Origin of the sequence: Rhodopirellula sp. JB055 (genome assembly GCF_043100905.1) — a bacterium.
Classification (GTDB): domain Bacteria; phylum Planctomycetota; class Planctomycetia; order Pirellulales; family Pirellulaceae; genus Rhodopirellula.
The window spans coordinates 1-15,900 of sequence record NZ_JBICHO010000107.1; the positions used below are offsets into that span (position 1 = coordinate 1).

13 protein-coding genes, 1 tRNA gene and 1 pseudogene are annotated in these 15,900 nt (G+C 57.8%); 9 read left to right on the top strand and 6 right to left on the bottom strand.

Annotated features, from left to right (window positions below):
• From ACF8AM_RS04255 to ACF8AM_RS04280, 6 genes and pseudogenes are all read left to right on the top strand, one after another.
• A pseudogene (locus tag ACF8AM_RS04255) lies at window positions 1–264 on the top strand (alpha/beta hydrolase); the annotation flags it as partial.
• A 9-nt stretch (window positions 265–273) separates the two neighbouring features.
• Window positions 274–525: a serine aminopeptidase domain-containing protein gene (locus tag ACF8AM_RS04260; protein ID WP_392554451.1), complete on the top strand. Its 252-nt coding sequence runs from the start codon at window positions 274–276 to the stop codon at window positions 523–525.
• A gap of 66 nt (window positions 526–591) precedes the next feature.
• Window positions 592–2,085: an Asp-tRNA(Asn)/Glu-tRNA(Gln) amidotransferase subunit GatB gene (gatB, locus tag ACF8AM_RS04265; protein WP_392554440.1), complete on the top strand. Its 1,494-nt coding sequence runs from the start codon at window positions 592–594 to the stop codon at window positions 2,083–2,085.
• 215 nt (window positions 2,086–2,300) lie between these two features.
• Window positions 2,301–2,825, top strand: a complete 525-nt coding sequence (locus ACF8AM_RS04270) for a hypothetical protein (protein ID WP_392554441.1) — start codon at window positions 2,301–2,303, stop codon at window positions 2,823–2,825.
• Window positions 2,822–3,700, top strand: coding sequence for a hypothetical protein (locus ACF8AM_RS04275; protein WP_392554442.1), 879 nt, complete (start codon window positions 2,822–2,824; stop codon window positions 3,698–3,700). Before ACF8AM_RS04270 ends, ACF8AM_RS04275 begins: the two co-directional genes overlap by 4 nt.
• Window positions 3,697–4,635, top strand: coding sequence for an alpha/beta hydrolase (locus ACF8AM_RS04280; protein ID WP_392554443.1), 939 nt, complete (start codon window positions 3,697–3,699; stop codon window positions 4,633–4,635). Before ACF8AM_RS04275 ends, ACF8AM_RS04280 begins: the two co-directional genes overlap by 4 nt.
• On the opposite strand, the gene ACF8AM_RS04285 is transcribed toward ACF8AM_RS04280, so the two are convergent.
• Together ACF8AM_RS04285 and ACF8AM_RS04290 are read right to left on the bottom strand one after the other, a co-directional pair.
• The gene (locus ACF8AM_RS04285; RefSeq protein ID WP_392554444.1) at window positions 4,618–5,346 is read right to left on the bottom strand and encodes a GNAT family N-acetyltransferase; all 729 of its coding nucleotides are present in this window, start codon (window positions 5,344–5,346) and stop codon (window positions 4,618–4,620) included. The genes ACF8AM_RS04280 and ACF8AM_RS04285 overlap by 18 nt on opposite strands.
• A 9-nt stretch (window positions 5,347–5,355) precedes the next feature.
• Complete coding sequence (locus tag ACF8AM_RS04290) at window positions 5,356–6,765, bottom strand: GNAT family N-acetyltransferase (protein ID WP_392554445.1); 1,410 nt, start codon at window positions 6,763–6,765, stop codon at window positions 5,356–5,358.
• 147 nt (window positions 6,766–6,912) lie between these two features.
• Between ACF8AM_RS04290 and ACF8AM_RS04295 the strand changes: the two genes are divergently transcribed.
• Complete coding sequence (locus tag ACF8AM_RS04295) at window positions 6,913–8,277, top strand: PQQ-binding-like beta-propeller repeat protein (RefSeq protein ID WP_392554446.1); 1,365 nt, start codon at window positions 6,913–6,915, stop codon at window positions 8,275–8,277.
• 14 nt (window positions 8,278–8,291) lie between these two features.
• Here the strand turns inward: ACF8AM_RS04295 and ACF8AM_RS04300 are convergent, their stop codons facing one another.
• Complete coding sequence (locus tag ACF8AM_RS04300; RefSeq protein ID WP_392554447.1) at window positions 8,292–11,228, bottom strand: hypothetical protein; 2,937 nt, start codon at window positions 11,226–11,228, stop codon at window positions 8,292–8,294.
• Between the two features lie 126 nt (window positions 11,229–11,354).
• Between ACF8AM_RS04300 and argH the strand changes: the two genes are divergently transcribed.
• Window positions 11,355–12,737 carry an argininosuccinate lyase gene (argH, locus tag ACF8AM_RS04305; RefSeq protein WP_392554448.1) on the top strand — a complete coding sequence of 461 codons (1,383 nt, stop codon included), beginning with the start codon at window positions 11,355–11,357 and terminating at the stop codon, window positions 12,735–12,737.
• 367 nt (window positions 12,738–13,104) lie between these two features.
• Here argH and ACF8AM_RS04310 read toward each other — a convergent pair.
• From ACF8AM_RS04310 to ACF8AM_RS04320, 3 genes are all read right to left on the bottom strand, one after another.
• A tRNA-Ile gene (locus tag ACF8AM_RS04310) sits at window positions 13,105–13,179 on the bottom strand.
• Window positions 13,180–13,334: 155 nt separating this feature from the next.
• Window positions 13,335–13,922: an ATP-dependent Clp endopeptidase proteolytic subunit ClpP gene (gene clpP, locus ACF8AM_RS04315; protein ID WP_007339633.1), complete on the bottom strand. Its 588-nt coding sequence runs from the start codon at window positions 13,920–13,922 to the stop codon at window positions 13,335–13,337.
• Between the two features lie 58 nt (window positions 13,923–13,980).
• A complete protein-coding gene (locus ACF8AM_RS04320) occupies window positions 13,981–14,598 on the bottom strand; it encodes a ClpP family protease (protein ID WP_392554449.1) in 618 nt (205 codons plus the stop codon).
• A gap of 409 nt (window positions 14,599–15,007) precedes the next feature.
• On the opposite strand from ACF8AM_RS04320, the gene ACF8AM_RS04325 reads away from it, so the two are divergent.
• The gene (locus ACF8AM_RS04325; RefSeq protein WP_392554450.1) at window positions 15,008–15,739 is read left to right on the top strand and encodes an SGNH/GDSL hydrolase family protein; all 732 of its coding nucleotides are present in this window, start codon (window positions 15,008–15,010) and stop codon (window positions 15,737–15,739) included.
• The last annotated feature ends 161 nt before the right edge of the window (window positions 15,740–15,900 follow it).

A 15,900-nucleotide genomic window follows, 5' to 3' on the forward strand; every position in this document is an offset into this window, starting at 1 on the left:
AAACTGGCGTCCGTGCTGGCGGCCGAGCATCCTGATCTGATGGATGGGTTAACACTCGTTTGTCCTGGAATCTACGCGGCGCAGTTCCCTTCGCCGGCCAAGTACCGATTGCTGGGCGGACTTTCGCGAATCGGCCTGGGCGGTCTGCGGGTTCCGATTCCGCTGAAGGATCCCGCGTTGTTCACCGGAGTCGCTCGCTGGCAATCGTTCATCCAAAAGGATTCGCTGACGCTTCGCAAAGTCAGCGTGCGATTCGCGTTGTAAGACCGGAAGCTGACCCAGCACGCTCGAGAAATCGCCCCGATGATTCGCACGCCGACCTGGTTGGTTTTGGCGGGGCGAGACCGGATCGTCGACAACCCGAAAACACGTGAAATGTTGGATCGGATGGCGGCAAGCGACAAAGAATGCACGTGCTACGAGGAGGCCGCTCACACGTTTGAGTTCGAACCCGACCCGCGGCCCTACTTTCGAGATCTGACGAACTGGGTGACCCGGGTCGCTCGCCAAACGGCTGGGGATTGAGCCCATGGGAAGGATGCGGGATATTGCCGGTGAATCTCCGTTTTTCCTGACTCACCGGCTCACCGCATGACTGCCTCCGCGATCTTGGCCTGCCAAAAATATCCCGTCACGACCATCATCGGGCTGGAAGTCCACGTCCAACTGAAGACGCAAACCAAACTGTTTTGTGGATGCACCACCGAATTCGGTGCCCCGCCCAACACGCAGGTTTGCCCGGTCTGCCTGGGGATGCCGGGGGCGCTTCCCGTGATGAACCGCGAAGCGATCGCGTTGTCGGTCAAAACCGGATTGGCGCTCAACTGCGACATCCCACCGCTGACCAAGTGGGATCGCAAGCAATACTTCTATCCCGATTTGCCGAAGGGCTATCAGATAAGCCAGTTCGATTTACCGATCTGCGCCGACGGGCACCTGGCAATCAGCACGGACGATGGCGAAACCGAACGCCGAATCGGACTCGTGCGAGCTCACCTGGAAGAAGACGCTGGCAAGAGCATGCACGACGAAGCGTCGGGGATCAGCGACACCAAGATCGACCTCAACCGATGCGGCACGCCTCTGCTGGAAATTGTCAGCCAACCGGACCTCCGGTCGGCCGATGAGGCCAAGGCTTACCTCAGCGAACTCAAATTGCTGCTGACTCACCTGAAAGTCTCCGATTGCGAGATGCAGGAAGGCAGCCTGCGGGTCGATGCCAACGTGAACCTGCACATCGACGTGGAAGGCAAAAAGATCGCGACCCCGATCGTCGAAATCAAAAACCTGAACAGCTTCCGAAACGTCCAGCGAGCGATCGACTACGAAGTGCAACGACAGCTGGTCGACTGGGAAGAAAATCGCCAAACGATCGACGACGCTCCCAAGACCACTCGCGGCTGGGATGACTCCGCCGAGCAAACCTTTGCTCAGCGAGAAAAGGAAGAATCGGCTGACTACCGATACTTCCCCGACCCCGATTTGCTGCCCGTCCGCCTGCCTCGCGAATACGTGGATTCCATCGCGGAATCGTTGGGTGAACTACCAGCGGTGACGCGCGAGCGTCTGCAGACTCAGCACGGCATCAAACCGTACGACGCCGACGTGATCGTCAACCAAGGCCCGGACGTGATCGAATACTTCGAGACCGCCGTGGGAGCCAGCGGCGATGGTCGTCGCACCTCGTCGTGGATGATGCAGGACGTGATGCGGACGATGAAGGAACGCAGCATCGACATCGATGCGTTTCCGATTCCAGCCGAGCGACTTGGCGAATTGATCCGCATGATCGCCGACGGAAAGCTGGACAACAATCGCGCTCGCGACGTGTTCGAACACTTGCTCACGCATGACGAATCGATCGAACAAGCGACCAAGTCTTTGGGTATCGAAGCGGTTGACGACGACGCGTTGGAATCGCTGTGCAAGGAACTGCTGGCGGCCAACCCACAAGTCGTCGAGGACGTGAAGGGCGGCAAGCAACAAGCGGTTGGAGCCTTGATCGGGCAAGCCAAGAAGAAGAACCCCAACGCTTCGCCACAAGCCGTTCGCCAATTGCTGATGGACCTGATCGCGAAGATGTAGTTGCCCGGTCGTCTGTGACCACTGACGCCGTTCCCGCACAACCCGCACAATCGTTTCGGTCTGGAGATCGCCGCGGGCGGAACGGGGACGTGATGTCGCAGAACCACGTCGTCCAGTGCCGATGATTGGGTGTGGGGTAGGTTTGAATATTCCCACTCGGTGTGCGGTCGTTCATCGACTGCGCCCGTCGAAATTCTTCCATCGGCCAAGTTCCCATGAACGCTCCCGCGAAACCTTCCACGCTTCCATCGAAGCCGGATTGGGGATATCGCATCCTGCTCGCTGTCGCAGCAATCGTCGCCGCATGGTTGCTGCTGATGCCCGTTTGTCCGCCGATCATTCAGTCGACGATGCAGCGGTTTCACTTGCGAACACCTTCGTTCGCATGGTGGGCGATCCAGACGCCGATTCCGGCGATGTACAACTTCAAAAACACAACCGAAATTCGCGATCTGCCCCCGCCAGGCGAACTGGAGGGACTGGTCGATCCGCTTTGGCTGTCGCCCTTGGACGACAACACAACGGAACTGGGTGTTCTGGCGACGCGAACCATCAACCATTATCCCACCCGTGAATTCACGTTTGCCAACGGCCGAGTCCGTTACCTGCAAGACGAATCCCCGCGATGGTTGGTGATCGAATCTCATTACCGCGGCGAGTCACTGCAGTCGACCTACGCGTTGTCGCGTGATGACGCCAGCGTCTGGCACATGGAACTGACCGAGGAGCCAGCGGAATGAACGCGATCGCCTCATGCGAAAACCGGCTTGCTTCCTTGCCGAAGAAGTTTTCCTGGACACCATTGACGCCGCTTCATCTGACCTGGGCCGGTATGATGCTGGGTCTGTTTTGGAAGTGGACGTTCTTCTTGCTGGCGGATCGAATCTACGAAGCCATCCCGGTTCAACACAATTTTTTTCCGGTGTGGTTGCAATCCGCGACGGTTCTGCGAGTCGCATTTTTGGCGGCTGCGATCTCGATCGTCGCCGCCTGGATCACGGAACAACGCTCGCGTCGATGCTTCGCTGCGGCTGTCACGTGGCTCTCCGCGACGGTGATGATCTGGCATCAGGGCAGTTACAACGACATGACGTTCGTCACATTTTGGTGGTGCAGTCTGTGGGCGTTTTGGTACACCACTCGGTTGGAAATGGATTCGCCGGAGGAACTCGGACGCAAGGCAAGTCGTCTCAGCCGAGTGATCGTTTCGGTCGTGCTGCTGGGCGGAGCCGCTGGAAAATGGACGGCGGAATACTGGTCGGGCGACGTGTTGTGGGAAATCTACTTTCTCGATCGAGATTTCTGGGTTTTCAATCTGTTGCGATCCAACTTTGAGACCGAGACGCTCCGCAGCATCGCGACGTTTTACAGCCGAAAAGTCGTCCTGGTTGAAACCGTCGCAGGGCTGGTTGTTTGGTTGCTTCCTGCTCGCTGGGCGGCAATCATTGGTGCGGTCGTGTTCACATCCATTGCCCTGTTTTCGAATTTCATGCTGTTCTCTGTATTGAGCCCTCTGATCGGTTTGTCGTTGGCAGGTTGGTTGCCTCGCCCCCGCGTCACCGCTGTGAACGTCCCGGCATCGGACACTCCCGTGACGGCAGGCGTGAGCGGATGAAAGGGCTCCATCCAATTCGCAATTGGTCCCGACGCATTCGATTTGGCCTGCTCAACCGGTTTGTCCTGCGGCCGACCACAGACCCAATCGACTATCGGCCTCAAATTCGATGCCGGGTCCCGCTGTCCGACCACACAGAATCCGATCGCAATGGTTCGGCGTCCAACACATGGATCGAATCCTTTGTTCACCGGATCGGAACCGCAGCGGCACCAAGTGTCCATGACAACAACAGCCTCGATGACTGGCGCGAGTTTCCGTCGCCGAACGACCTTGTGCTGAAGTTCCCAGGAACGGGCGGGCGAGCCGAACGGTCGACGCCGTTCCCGATGCAACCCAACCAACCGATCTCGAATTCCGCCGAGGTCTGGACCTGGAATCCGCCCGGCTACGGTGGCAGTCCCGGCAATGCGACGCTCAAGAATCTTTCGGGCATCGCCGCGGTGTGGTCGCAACGAGTCCTCGATGCCCGCGCTCACCAGTCTGCCAATGGCAGCGACACTCGCGTTTGGTTGTGCGGCAACAGTCTCGGTTGCTTGCCGGCGATGCACGTTGCGGCGACTCTGATGGATCCGTATCCTTCCGCGATTCTTTGGGTTCGCAATCCGCCCGACTTAAGACGGGTGATCCTCAATATTTCGGCGCGTTATCGAGCCACCACCGCGATGCAGCATGTCTCTGCGGTGCTGCCCAAGGACGTCGATGCGATCGACTTGGCAAGCCGTTCCAAGATCCCCGCTGTGTTCTTGATGTCCGAAAAGGATTCTTTGGTTTTGCCTGAATACCAACAGGCGATCCATGCGGCTTATGCGGGCCCGAAACTGGTCGTGGAATTGTCGGGACTGAGCCACGACGATGTGTTGGAAGAAGAACATCGGCCGGCGATCAACAACGCGTTGAACTGGGCCGTCAACCCATCACACCGACCATCTTAGGCCGGGCGCGTCCACGGCAATGCATGGTTTCTGACGATCCGATCCCAACCGCACCGTTTCTTTCATGCGACGTTCGAGGTCAGGAACGACGCTGGCTTGCATGCGTCCTCGACCAATCCGATAGAGCCGTCCGACTCGTTGGAAACCGCACTTCTGAAACGTGCTCTGCGAAGCAGCATTGGTCCAATCGGTTGTCGCAAACCAATCCTGTAAATTCAAATCCAACGCATCGTCGTGGATCAATGCCCGAAGCAATGACGCCATCAGACCGCGACCACGGTGCTCCGGATCCGTCCAAGCATTGAAGAGGAACCCACAATGCGGCGGCATATTGAGAGACGACCCCAAATGAGCACTCCGGCTGAAGTTTTCCGAAGCAGGGATGTATCCCGTTGCAACCCAGATGAATGAGATCACTCGGTCGTCCTGCCAAATTCCATACAACCATTGGTCACCCGGGCCATGTTCGCTGGAGGCTGCGGTGCGAGCGATCCCAGTCCCGACGACAGGGTTGATGCGGTCATCGCGACGGAGGGTTTCCAGTTCCTCCAGATCAATCGCTCGGGCAATCAAACCGCCCAACGCGAGATGAATCCCAGGTTGAACCGCAGTAACCGCTTGATGGTCTGGCGACGTGTGCAACAAACAAGTGACATCCATCACGTGCAGTCGCCGAATCGCTCGGTAAAGAGTGGCTAGCGTCGCCGACATGCTCGAACCTCAATTGCTCGGTTTGGGGTCGCGTGAGAACGCATCTGAACGTTGATAGTCACGAATGGAAAAGATCATGGCGGGCTCAACCGATTCCGACTCGTCCTCGACGGCGGCTTCCGCCAGCACCGTTTCTGACGAAAACGATTCCGCAGAATTCGTTTCCACGCCAACAGCGGACGGAATGGTTTCTGGAACCATCGCCAACACCGAGCGGGTTTCATCGACTGTTTCTTCTGCGACGCTCTGCTCAGGAAGGAACGCTCGGTGCTCTTCCGCAAAGGCTTCGTCGATCGTAAGCGGCTGGTCTTGCGGCAAATCTTTCATGCGTCGCCACTGCACTTTCAATAACTGCGTCGCGCGATCCTGCGCCATTCGCACTTGCCCACGAGCGTGCTTGGCAAAGATAGAAATCTCCAAGAGCGGCGTTGGTCGAGAGTGCAGGCGTCCCTTGTAAGTTTCATCACCTCGCATGTAGTCGATCCCTGCTCGGCCAAGTCGATGAGCTTCTCGAAACATATGCGAGTTCAGCATGATGCCCGGCTTCAGATCGGGATAAGCATGATTGACACCGGTGCTGTAGCAATACTGTCGTCCATCATCACCGATGTAGTGCAACTCCGTCGCGATGACTTCACCTTTGTAGACCAATTGAGGCAACACAAGTCGCCCCCGATTGCTCATTTCGATGGTGGCGTCGGTGACAAACCGAACCATTCGGTCATCGGCATACGTTCCGGGTTCGCCAACGTCTTGCCATCGTTTCTGATGCAACTCAATCAGCTTCATCAGTCCCATCTGAACTTCTTCCGGCGACCCTGCATCGCGGACGAAGAGTTCTCCATCGCTTTCATCCAACTTGCGAAGCAAACCACGAACTCGGTTGCGATACTTCCGCGAACGAGTCAGCAGCAGATCTTCCCAGGTCGCTTCACAACGGTTGAACCAGAGGTGCATTCGACTGCGAATGCACGTCGGAACGTCGGCCGTCTCCAGGTACCTCGAAAAAATTTCCATTGCCGGATCACCCGCAATGGTTCCATCAAAATCGATTTGGTCCCAACCATGCGTCCGGTCGGAAGAACACTCAATCAGAAATTTCGCAAAGGCGGTCGCAACCTCTTCGCGATCCTCGGGCTGCGCCAAGATCGAAACGTGGTCGGTGCAGACATTCCCGGCCGCAAGGGTTTGCAACCGACGCAGATCGCCGTCGGTTCGCTCCAACGGCAGCAAGCCGCGACAATTACCCGATTCATCTCGGGCCACCAAGAAAAAGGCTCGTTCGGAATCGCCGAACTGCTGCCACCATGAATGCAACCAAACGGTCTGCCGAAAGGGAATCCCGCCGGCCAGGCGGTCCCAGGCATTCGTGTCGGCCAATTGTTCTTCGGGCGAATCGCTGATTTCAATGTGGATCATGCGGAACTTTAGGCCACCCCCCGATTGCCCATGGCAACAAACGAATTGATTTCACTTACAATCAGTGCGTCTTCACGCAAAGACACACCCCAACCCGCAAAATCGTCGCAACCCATTGCGGCGCCGTCCCTGATTCCAACCAAGCCCATGCCCACCTCCGTATCTCGCGACGCGTCGCCCGCCCGCTCTCGTTGGACCACCACGATCCACCGCACGCTGCTGGGCGGATGCATTGCAGCAACCTCCTTCGCCAGTCCTGCGTTGTCGGCGAACTATTCCATTCAAACGGCCGCAGCCAATTCCTCGTGGACACAATTCCACGGCCCCAGTTCATACGGCGACGCGGGTGAGGGCTCCTTGCCATCAAAGTGGAGCGAAGACGACTACGCGTGGAAGGTGCAACTCAACGCGCGGCATGTGGGATCTCCCGTCGTGGCGGGCAATCAAGTCTTTTTGCTCGACACCACAACCAATCCATCCGATCGGTCCATGACACTGGATTTGGTCAGTTTGGATGCAAAGACGGGCGAAGTCCTCTGGCGACGCCCCCATGCATTCGCAGAAACTCATCGTCACAACCGGAACACCGCCGCGTCCAGCACACCCGTCGTGCATGAAGGGCTTGTTTACATCGCCTATGGAGATGCTAAGCACGCGGAACTCCTGGCGTACAACCTGAACGGTGAACCCGTCTGGTCACGAGATTTGGGTCCCTGGTCTGGAGTGCATGGTTTTGGCGCAAGCCCCGTCGTGATCGGTTCCAAACTGCTGCTGTTCAACGATCAACAATCCAGCCGCTTGGAAGCGTGGCAGAAACCAGGCAAGAGTTCCATGTTGGCGTTTGATCCCAAGACCGGCGAAACGATTTGGCAAACCCCGATGACTTCCACGCGCCCTTCGTACGGCGTGCCAACCACGGACGGCCAGCAACTGATCTGCGCCAGCACTGGCGATGGAGTCTTTGGACTGGACCCTGAAAACGGCAAGATGCTGTGGTCGCTCAAGGTGTTCAACAAACGAGTTTGCAGTTCACCGTTGGTGGTGGGTGACTTGGCCATTGGCACCTGCGGAAGCGGTGGCGGTGGGAATTACCTGTCCGCTGTGCGGATTCCCAAAGACGCGTCCGAACAACCCGAGGAAGTCTTTCGAATCACGACCGCGGCTCCTTACGTGCCCACGCCAGCAGTCAAAGACAACTTGATGTTCCTGGTCTCCGACTCGGGCATCGCCACTTGCATCGACTGGACACAAGACGGCAAGAAGGTCTGGTCCAAACGATTGGGTGGCAACTTTGGAGCGTCCCCCATCATCGTTGGCGATCAATTGCTGGCCATTTCTCTGGACGGGACCGCGCACGTGATGTCCGCCAGCGATTCAGCCCCTCGAGCCGAAAAATTCGATCTTGGCGGCCCCGTTGGCGCGACCCCCGCGTTCACCGGAGGTCGCTTGTTCCTTCGCATCAACGACCAACTCTGCTGCCTCCAAACGAAGGAAGCTACCAGGCAAGAATGATCGGGTTAAATCGCCTATTGAGCTCGGGCGATTTCAATCGTTGCGTCGGCAATCAAACGGTTCGTGTACTGAGTCAAACGAGCCTCCGCACCACGGAACCAATTCAAGAGTGGCGTTTGGTAGTCAGCCGGTGCGTAAGGCGAGGGAGCCGTCGCATCCGCTGGCCACGCCGTGCTGACGAACCTTCGGCGAGCCTGGTCAAACTGATACACGCCACCGAGTGGGCACTGAGGTCGACCGCCCAACACCAACTCGGCTTGGTCAATCACTTCTTCTACCGGCACGCCCAACTGATCCACCAACGAATTCAAGAACTCGGCTCCCGCCCGGCTGGCTGCGGCAGCGCGCTGATACAACTGTTGGTTCACCCAACCTTCTAGCTTGGTGCCTTTCAAGTTGTCGATCCGACCTCGCACCTGAGCGGGGTCATCCACTTCGTTGGCAGCGAGATGCGGTAGCGATGCGTTCAACACTTCGGGCTGGAACGACAACACGCTGAAACCGCCGCCCGTGTAGCGGTACAAGCCGCCAATCAAACGACTCATTCCAGGACCGACCGGTTGGCCACGCCCCAACCCCAACGGCAATCGGTCCAACGCTCCGGGTTGAGGCCACGCACCGAGGTAACCGGGCAATGTCTTGAGCGCTCGATACTTGCTAATCAACCCATCGATCGACTCCGGTTCAGGCGGGAACGAATCCTTGATCGCGGCGAACAAGTGCGTCGGTGGACCGAGCGTTTCCGAAGCCACGTGTGCCTGCAATGCCACCACGTCATCGGGTGCGAAATCCATCGCGACTTGGGTGGGCGGACCAAGCTGCTTCGCCCAACTGCCGTAGTTTTCTGGTTGCCACGGAGCGATTTCCGCGTGGATGGTCAGCCGTTCGCGACGTTCCCCGTTTGTGGGCCCAGACGGATCCACGGGGAACTCTTCCCGCTGCACGCCAACCACAATCGGATCCAACGAACTGAACTGGTCACTGTATGCCGCTGCGATTTGTCCATACCAACGCGATTCGCTGGCAGTGACCAAATCGACCGGATTGTCCGCAATCGGCAAAAACGTTCCGCGAGCACCTCGGCGGGTATCCACCAACCGATTCGCAAACGAAACCACCCCGGTTCCATCGGCCCGCTCACCAAAGTTTTCAGGCAAGAATCCCATGTCGATCAACGTGTCAATCTCTTCGATGGGAGGTTCGCCAGGAATGGCATTGGAGCGGGCTGCCATGCGAGCCAATCGTACCAATGCGATGTCGGCCTCCGCCTGCATTCGCCGACGCAGTTCGATCAAATACGACGGCTCCAACAATCCCTGCAGCATTTCCGCAGAGAAGTAAGCGAAGATGGTGTCGTTGCGTTCCAGCGGCATGTAGCTGCGTGCCAACTGAAAGTCAGCCGTCGCGGCCAAGGACTCACCTGTCTGTGCGACCTCCAGAAAACGATCCGCGATCGTTTCGCTGTTCGTGACCAAGATGCAAGGCCCGGCTTCCACCATGAACGATCGCACTTGGTTGTCACTGCGACGAAGCAGTGTTGCCGACCCATGTTCCAACTCGACCTTCTTCAACGTCAACGCATCGTCGCTGTCAGCCAACTTGGTACGGTCATTGTTCAAGCTGCTGCGAAGCAAGAACACGTTCTTGGCATGGAACAACACGCCAATGGAGGCGCCGTCGTCCAAGTACAAATCGCGACCGATCAAGGCTTGGTCTTCAATCACGCTGGGGCCGAGCAAGCGGCTCATCGCGTTGGTTTGCACTCCCAACTGACGTTCCAACCGTTCCGCCGAATCATTGCTGATCCCACGCAGCGTGATCATACGAGAGATGTCGCCACCATATTCCAACGTCAGATCGCGGAACCAAAGGTAATTTTCAAAGGAGCCGTATCGCAAGTAAAAGCATTCCGGCGGCACGTGCTCCGCCAACACCTCGATCGCTGGTGGTTCCACAGGAGCGGTCGCGACGGGTGCCTGCCAATTCGGTGAGGCAGGCAACGGCAACGCGGCGACTTGCGCCGGTGCAGGATCGTTCAACGTTTGTTGCAACGCGCCACCCGCAGCAGCCGTCGCAAACACTTCGTTGGCAACTCCCGCCGCACCCCCGATCCACTCCAGCGTGTGAAGCAACGGGTCCTTGGTGTCAGCCTCATCACCACGACCAAACCAAGCCGGCAATGGCAGGTTCAAACGTCCCGACAACATCGCCACCAAGTACGTGGGCACCCACGGCGGAGTGTCCGTGGCATCCATTTGTCGTTTCGCGGCGGCCGTCGTTTCGTTCCACCATGCTGTTTGCAAAACCGGCGCAAGAGCAGGATCAGCGACCGGTCGAACATCGACCATCGTCAAAGTTCCCAAGTGATCTCGCACTGGAACCGAAAACGGCTGGTCTCCGGTGAACAAAAACATCACCCGCCGGCCGACCGTTTGCTCTTTCGGGTCGTCGCTCGATGCCAATTCGCGAATCAGATTGCCGACTCGGTTGAGCAACCGCCCGCGACCGATTTGCGGCACAGGCTGCTCCGACGGCGGACGCCCCATCGTGACCCGCACGTCATTGCTGACTGGATAAAAGATCTTGGTCGACGCCGGAGCGGGTTCTCCCGCGATGGTTAGCGGGCCTGGCCCCGGCCCCACAATCGGATTTCGCAGCGGCATTTCGATGACCGCGACCCCGAACGGCGTTCCTGAGACGGCTTGCACGCCCACGCCATTCGTTGCGGCTCCACCAAACGGCGTTGCACCCGCAGCGGGCTGTCCCGGCGTCCCAAACGGGATCGGGGCGGGTCGCAGCGGTGTGGCGGGCAACTGAGCGTTCGCGATTGGAACGTCACACGCGGTCCACAATCCCATCATCCCCCCACAGGCGGCCATCACAAACGCGAGAAAACTGTTCTTCGTCAACAAAGTGCGAATGGGGGTAGATTGTTCAGACGGGGAAGGCATGATCAGAGTCTCGTGGAAGATTGGCAGCGTGGTTTTCACCAGCCGTGTCTTGCGACATTCTATTCGGGCCTGAATCTAGGCACGCGAATCCTGAACATTCGAAACCTCTCACCCAGAAAGTCAACCGTGGCCAGCCCGTCTCGAAGTGGTGTTTTCCAAGCCGAAACCGATGCCCGATTGGAAGCATACGCCGAAAGCATCAGTTTCGACTCGCGGCTGTACGAGCACGACATTCGCGGATCGATCGCCCACGCGAACATGCTTCGCGAAATCGGCTTGCTGACAGAAGAGGAATTCAAGCTCATCAAGGACACTTTGGAAACCATTCGTGGCGAACTGGATCGCGGCGAATTGCCGATGCGGTTTGAACTCGAAGACATCCACATGCATGTCGAACAAGCCTTGATCGATCGGATTGGCGACACCGGCCGCAAACTGCACACCGCTCGCAGCCGCAACGACCAAGTCAGCACGGACACCCGAATGTGGATCCGGCAATCCCTCGATGAAATCGATGCGTTGTTGGTCGATCTGCAATCCGCGTTTCTATCGCGTTGTGAGAATGACTTTGACGTCGTCCTGCCCGCCTACACACACCTGCAACGCGCCCAACCGGTGCTCGCGCCGCACTACTGGCTGGCCTACATCGAAAAACTGGAACGCGACCGGCAACGCATCGCCGATTGCCGAAAACGAGTCAACCAGTGCTCGCTGGGCATCGCCGCCGTCGCTGGAACGACACTCCCGATCGATCGCCAGCACACCGCTTCAGCGCTCGATTTCGAAGGCATCACCGCGAACAGCCTCGACACCAGCAGCGACCGTGACTTTGTGGTCGAGTCCACGTTTGTGATGTCGCTGATCGCGTCTCACCTGAGCGGCTGGGCCGAAGAATGGATTTTGTGGAGCACGGTGGAGTTTGACTTCATCCAAATCCCACAAGCCTTCTGCACCGGCAGCAGCATCATGCCGCAAAAGGTGAACCCGGACACGTTGGAACTCACCCGAGGAAAATCGGCTCGCGTGATGGGTGCCCTGCAAACGCTGATGTTGCTGATCAAGAACCTGCCGCTGGCTTACAACCGTGACTTGCAAGAAGACAAACCACCGTTGTTCGATGCCTTCGACACAACCCGAGCGATGTTGGAGTTGGCCGCGCCGATCGTTCGCGGCGCCGAACTCAAACGAGAATCCATTGCGGCACGGATCGAAAAAGGCTACCTCGATGCGACCACATTGATGGAATGGATGATCGCTCGCGGGATGCCACAACGAACCGCTCATCACTTGGTCGGCGCGATTGTTTCCGAAGCAATGCAGCAAGGTGTGACGCTGTCCGAGTTGCCGCTGGAGACCTATCAAAAGCTCAGCGACCAAATCGACGAATCGGTCTACGAAGTGCTTGGCACGGCCAACGCAATCGCCGCGTTCCGCAGCGAAGGCTCCACCGCACCGGCACGTGTTCGCGAGCAGATCAAGCAGTGGACGTCGCGCCTCGAAAACGCGTGATCAACACCGTCGCAACCCGTCACCCACAGACGCCGCTCGGAATCTGTAACCCACCGACGCCGTTCGGTATCTGTAACCCACCGACGCCGGTCGGTGGGAAATCAATACAGCTGTCACCCACCGACGCCGCTCGGTGGGCAAGCAAAACAGCTGTAGCCCACCGACGCCGCTCGGTGGGCAATCAACGTAGGCCAGGTCCCACCTGGACTGACGAATCGGTGCGAAGTGGTCACAGACCGTCGCCGGATTCGCCAGAATTCGGACGCTCACCAGCTCAACCATCTGAATTCTGGCGAATCCAGCTACCACCACCGTCGCAACCCGACCGCGTCAGCGAGCGACCACCAGGGCATTGAAAAAGCGAGAGTACCCCCTGCCCGATTCGAACGAGCGTTTCCGGCCGGATATGGGCCGATGTCCTGGGCCACTAGACGAAGGGGGCGAGGCAAAACCCGCTGAGACAAAATCTCAACGCGTAGTGGACAAGGCAACGAATCCCGGTGCTGGCTCGTTGTACGGCCGGACTCGTTGCCTCGTCCACTACGGTTTGTTTGGGGATGGCCAGTCCAAACCGGCCCTCCCCTGAATCAGAATCGATCAGTCGTCGATGCTTTTGACAACCTTATCGATCAAGCCATAACTGCAGGCTTCGTCGGCTGACATGAAGCGGTCACGATCGGTGTCCTCTTCGATCTTTTCGAGTGAGTGACCGGTGTGTTCGATCATGATCTCGTTCATGCGCTGCTTGATCCGGCGCAACTCAGCGACGTGGATTTCCACTTCGCGAGCGGTGCCCTGCATACCAGCGAGTGGCTGGTGAATCATGATGCGAGCGTTTGGCAAAGCGAATCGTTTGCCCTTGGCACCGGCGGTCAACAAAACCGCGCCCATCGAAGCGGCTTGTCCGATGCAGTACGTCGCGACGTCGCACGAAACGAACTGCATCGTGTCGTAGATCGCCATCCCCGCCGTGATGCTGCCACCAGGCGAGTTGATGTACATGTGGATGTCTTTCTTGGGATCATCGGCTTGCAAAAACAGCATTTGAGCGACAAGCGCGTTGCTGATTTGGTCGTCGACTTGTTGCCCCAAAAAAATGATCCGGTCCTTCAGCAACCGGCTGTAAATGTCGTACGTGCGTTCTTCGCGGCCGTTGCTTTCGACCACGTAGGGGATAACGGGCATGATGATGTCCTAGTTGTTTTGGTTCGTTGAGAATGAGAGGTCCGAAGTCTGAAAGCGATCAGTCTTCGTCGTTTTCGCTTGCGGGAGTTCCCAGCAAGATGTCGTCAACGAGCCCGTACTCTTTGGCTTGTTGTGCGTCCAAGAAGAAATCGCGATCGGTGTCCTTGGCAATTTGCTCGACCGATTTGCCACAGTGACCGGAAATGATTTCGTTCAATTTGTCGCGGTAGCGGAACATTTCAGCGGCTTGAATTTCGATGTCGCTGACCTGACCGGAAACGCCACCGAGCGGTTGGTGCATCATCACGCGACTGTTGGGCAAACAGAATCGTTTTCCCTTGGCACCACCGACCAGCAACACGGCCGCACCGCTGCAGGCTTCGCCAACGCAGGAGGTCGCAACGGGGCACGACAGCATTTGCATGGTGTCATAAATCGCCAACGTCGCGGTGACGCTGCCGCCGGGCGAATTGATGTACAGATGGATGTCTTTGCGACGGTTTTCGCTCTGAAGATACAACAGCTTCATCACGATTTCGTTGGCGTTGGCGTAGTGAATCTCGCCTTGCATGAAAACGATTCGGTTTTCAAGCAACAAATCGCCCAGCGTCATCTGACGCTGACGCTGATAACTCTGATAGGAAGCCGCGTTCGCGAGACGATGATCCGAAGCCATGGCGTGTTGCGCGTTTAGGTTCTGATCATGCAGGGACGGAAACGGGGAACCAAACGGATCGGACATTCGTGGTAGCCTTTGGCGTGGAAAACAGGGTTGCCGTCATGAACAAAAGGCCCAATCGGGGCAAGAAGGTTCAGTGTTCGCGATTGAACACCAAGTGACAAGACGGGTTGACCCGCGAAGGTGTTCTCTGAAGCCCTTGCGAAGCGTGCTAAACTACGCAGCTTAACTTTTTTCCGTTGTCACTCCCTCCCCCGGTGCCTCTTCGGCGGCACCGCTCCCGCCTCCTTCCTCGCACCACCATTCTCCCGCCATGCGTTTGCAAACGACTGCTCCCCGCCACCCCGACTGTCTCCGCCCCAAGTCATTCGCTTTCCTGGCGTGGGTTTTCAGTGGCCTGGCGTGCTTGTCCACGTTTCCCGTTGCGACGGCCCAAGACGCGATTGCTTCTGAATCACCCGCCCCAAGCGCCGCTGACAAAAATTCCGACCTCCTGGCCCCGTATCGCGAAGCGGCGACCAAGCGTTGGGAAAAAGAGATTCAGAAATACGAGGCCTTGGACGCGAAAACCACGGATCCGGCGGATGGAATCCTGCTGATCGGCAGCAGCAGCATCCGGCGCTGGGATTCTGCCGCCAAAGATTTAGCGCCGTTTCGAGTCATCCCACGGGGCTACGGCGGAGCCAAGTACTCCGATCTCGCTGTTTACGCGGAGCGACTGATCACGCCGCACGAATTTCGCGCGGTGGTGATCTTCGTTGGCAACGACATTTCGGGCAAAGAAAACGATGCCACGCCCGAGGAAGTCGAACGATTGGTTCGCCACGTCGTCGCTGTCGCTCGGGCGCATCGCCCCGATGCCCCCGTATTGTTAGTGGAGGTCACCCCGACCCGCTCGCGCTACGACGCCTGGCCAAAAATTCGCGAACTGAACGCGATGCTGAGAGAAGTCTGCTTCACCGAACCCAACGTGCACTTCGTTGCCACCGCGGAAACGTTTTTGACGCACGACAACCAACCGCGAGAAAACTTGTTCGTGGGCGATCAATTGCATCTCAACGAAGAAGGCTATGCCATCTGGGGCGACCTCATTCGCAATCGCCTGATCGAAGTCTTGCGTGAACAGACAAGCGATTGAATCGTCCCCCGTTCGCAACGCCGTGCGACCCTCGCCCGCTTCGGGAGGTCGTGCAGTTTTGCTTCCCCCACCCTTGGGACGCTCGAAAAACAAATGGTGGCTGGCGTCTCGGTTTCGCCCCGGATGGGGCCGTCGTGGGAGTTGGGGGCGTCCCTCGCTCA

Bases quoted from the DNA above. Each gene is read 5' to 3' on its own strand.
- ACF8AM_RS04295 (WP_392554446.1), top strand. From the start codon at position 6,913: ATGCCCACCTCCGTATCTCGCGACGCGTCGCCCGCCCGCTCTCGTTGG.
- gatB (WP_392554440.1), top strand. From the start codon at position 592: ATGACTGCCTCCGCGATCTTGGCCTGCCAAAAATATCCCGTCACGACC.
- ACF8AM_RS04280 (WP_392554443.1), top strand. From the start codon at position 3,697: ATGAAAGGGCTCCATCCAATTCGCAATTGGTCCCGACGCATTCGATTT.
- ACF8AM_RS04320 (WP_392554449.1), bottom strand. From the start codon at position 14,598: ATGGCTTCGGATCATCGTCTCGCGAACGCGGCTTCCTATCAGAGTTAT.
- ACF8AM_RS04275 (WP_392554442.1), top strand. From the start codon at position 2,822: ATGAACGCGATCGCCTCATGCGAAAACCGGCTTGCTTCCTTGCCGAAG.
- clpP (WP_007339633.1), bottom strand. From the start codon at position 13,922: ATGCCCGTTATCCCCTACGTGGTCGAAAGCAACGGCCGCGAAGAACGC.
- ACF8AM_RS04290 (WP_392554445.1), bottom strand. From the start codon at position 6,765: ATGATCCACATTGAAATCAGCGATTCGCCCGAAGAACAATTGGCCGAC.
- ACF8AM_RS04300 (WP_392554447.1), bottom strand. From the start codon at position 11,228: ATGCCTTCCCCGTCTGAACAATCTACCCCCATTCGCACTTTGTTGACG.
- ACF8AM_RS04270 (WP_392554441.1), top strand. From the start codon at position 2,301: ATGAACGCTCCCGCGAAACCTTCCACGCTTCCATCGAAGCCGGATTGG.
- ACF8AM_RS04285 (WP_392554444.1), bottom strand. From the start codon at position 5,346: ATGTCGGCGACGCTAGCCACTCTTTACCGAGCGATTCGGCGACTGCAC.